Consider the following 2,544-nt stretch of genomic DNA (forward strand, 5'->3'; position numbering starts at 1 on the left):
AAGCGCCCGAACGCACAGCCGCCAGCGGCTGGGCCGGACCCTGGAGGGGGGTTCACGGCGTGTCCTGCACCGTCCGGCGCCCGCTGCCCCACCCGACACCAGGCAGGCGCAACGCTTTCCTAACACCCCACCCATTCAGAAAAACCTATTGATAGGAATGAAATTAGTAGTATCCTATCTATCTCTTATGGACCGACCCCTCGACGAGCGCACCGTGCTGCAGATGCAGCTCAGCTCCGGCCTGCTTTATGCAGGGCGGCAGTGGCAGCGCCTTGCCGACAGCCGGCTCGGCAGCTACGGCATCTCCACCGCCTGCACCATGCCGTTGCTGATGATCGGCCGCTCCGGCGGTGGCATCCGCCAGGTGGCGCTGGCCCAGCAGCTGGGCATGGAAGGGCCTTCGCTGGTACGCCTGCTGGACAAGCTGTGTGCCAGTGGCCTGGTCCGCCGCGAGAGCGACGCCAGCGACCGCCGCGCCAATCTGTTGTGGCTGACCGACGAGGGCCATGCGCTGGTCAGCGAACTGGAAGATCAGTTGATCGGCCTGCGCCAGGACGTGTTCGGCGAGCTTTCCATGGATGAACTGCACGCCGTGCTGAAGGCATGGCGCCTGCTGGCCGAGGCCGCCGACCGCATCACGTAAGAGCGCTGCCCCCGAACACCGCCGCTGCCGTGCACACGCCAGCGGCTTTTGCCCGTTGCTGTTGTTTCGTTGTCCCTCCCCTCCCCCACCTCGTCCCCGCCCCCTACCGATGCCCGGTGAATTCAGTCTCCACGGAGTGTTCGTCCCGACCCTGCTTGGGTTGATGGTGTTGGCCTATCTGGTCAACAGCGGCCTGCACGCGCTGCTGCAGCGTGCCGGCGCCTACCGCCATGTATGGCACCCGGCGCTGTTCAACCTAGCGCTGTACGGGATCGTGCTTGGCCTGCTGTTCCACCTCCTGCGTTGGATGCAATCGTGAACAAGATCGTGAAGAAGACCCTGCCGGTGCTGCTCACCAGCGCAGCCGTGATCGTCGCCCTGCTGGTGCTGCGCCAGCTGTGGGTCTACTACATGGATGAACCCTGGACCCGCGACGCCCACGTCGGCGCCGACGTGGTGCAGGTGGCGCCGGACGTGTCCGGGCTGGTGGAAACGGTGAACGTGGCCGACAACCAGGCGGTGAAGAAGGGCGACCTGCTGTTCGTCGTCGATCGCGCCCGCTACCGCATCGCGCTGGAGCAGGCCAAGGCCAGCCTGGCCGAGCGCCAGGCCTCGGTGGCACAGCTGCGCCGCGAGATCGGCCGCGACCGCAGCCTGCAGGACCTGGTCGCCGCCGAGGATGCCGAAGTGCGCCGCGCCAAGCTGCAGGCTGCACAGGCGGCGCTGGCCACCGCACAGGCCGCGGTCGACCTGGCCGAGCTCAACCTGGGCCGCACCGAGGTGCGCGCGCCGGCCGATGGCCGCGTCAACGACCGCACGATGCGCGTGGGCGACTACGTGGTGGCCGGCAAGCCGGTGCTGGCGTTGCTGGATACCGGCTCGTTCCGCATTGATGGCTATTTCGAGGAAACCCGACTGCGCGGCGTGGCGCCGGGGCAGCGCGTGGACATCCGCCTGATGGGCGAATCGGCACCGCTGCACGGCCATGTCGAGAGCATTGCCGCCGGTATCGAGGACCGCTACCGCAGCAACGGCAGCACCCTGCTGCCGAACGTGACCCCGGCCTTCGACTGGGTGCGGCTGGCGCAGCGCATCCCGGTGCGCATCGCCATCGACGAAGTGCCCAAGGGCGTTGAGTTGATTGCCGGCCGTACCGCCACGGTGACCGTGGACACCGGCCGCCATCCGCACAACGGCAAGGCCGGCACTTCGCCGACACAGGCGGGCCTGTGAACGCCGCCCTGCCCCGTCTCGGCCTGATCGTCGCACTGGCCAGCCTGGCCGCGTGCAAAACCGTCGGCCCGGACTATGCACTGCCGGAAGGTTCGGCGTTCAAGCGCCCGGAGGCCAATGCGGCCTTCATCGATACGCAGAACCCGCAGATTGCCGCCAACCAGGCGCTGCCCGACCGCTGGTGGTCGCTGTACAACGACCCGGTGCTGGACGGGCTGATCACCCAGGCACTGCGTGACAACGTGGAACTGAAGGCCGCCGATGCGCACCTGCGCCGCGCTGCCGCCGTGTACGAACAGGCGCTGGACGCGGGCGGCTTCGAGTACGAGGCCGAGGCCGGCGTCAGCCGCGCGCAGTTGTCGGCCGAATCGTTCCTGCAGGAGCACGAGCTGCCGGTGATCAACCTGGCCGATGGCAAGTTCGCGGTCAGCTACCAGTTCGACCTGTTCGGCAAGCTCAAGCGCGGCGCCGAAGCGGCGCGAGCCGACGAACAGTCGGTTGCCGCAGCACGTGACCTGGCCCAGGTCAGCGTGGTCGCGCAGGTGGCCGACAGCTACCTGGAGATCTGCCACGCCAACCACGAGCTGCACGTGGCCGAGCATTCGCTGCAGCTGCAGCAGCGCAGCCGCACCGTTACCGAGCGCCTGATCGCCGCCGGCCGCGGCACA

General features: G+C 68.0%; 4 protein-coding genes. All 4 read left to right on the top strand.

Annotation, left to right across the window (positions count from 1 at the left end):
- Nucleotides 1–187 precede the first annotated feature (187 nt).
- The gene (locus tag N5E02_RS20750; protein ID WP_005421298.1) at nucleotides 188–643 is read left to right on the top strand and encodes a MarR family transcriptional regulator; all 456 of its coding nucleotides are present in this window, start codon (nucleotides 188–190) and stop codon (nucleotides 641–643) included.
- A 109-nt stretch (nucleotides 644–752) separates the two neighbouring features.
- Complete coding sequence (locus tag N5E02_RS20755; RefSeq protein WP_025875651.1) at nucleotides 753–962, top strand: DUF1656 domain-containing protein; 210 nt, start codon at nucleotides 753–755, stop codon at nucleotides 960–962.
- Nucleotides 959–1,876 (top strand): HlyD family secretion protein, encoded by a 918-nt coding sequence (locus N5E02_RS20760; RefSeq protein ID WP_065179028.1) that lies wholly within the window; start codon nucleotides 959–961, stop codon nucleotides 1,874–1,876. The genes N5E02_RS20755 and N5E02_RS20760 overlap by 4 nt, the downstream gene beginning before the upstream one ends.
- Nucleotides 1,873–2,544 (top strand): TolC family protein (locus N5E02_RS20765; RefSeq protein ID WP_279946719.1); only part of this gene is annotated, 672 nt, incomplete at its 3' end. The genes N5E02_RS20760 and N5E02_RS20765, both read left to right, overlap by 4 nt.

Origin of the sequence: Stenotrophomonas sp. GD03777 (assembly GCF_029842485.1) — a bacterium.
GTDB lineage: Bacteria > Pseudomonadota > Gammaproteobacteria > Xanthomonadales > Xanthomonadaceae > Stenotrophomonas > Stenotrophomonas sepilia.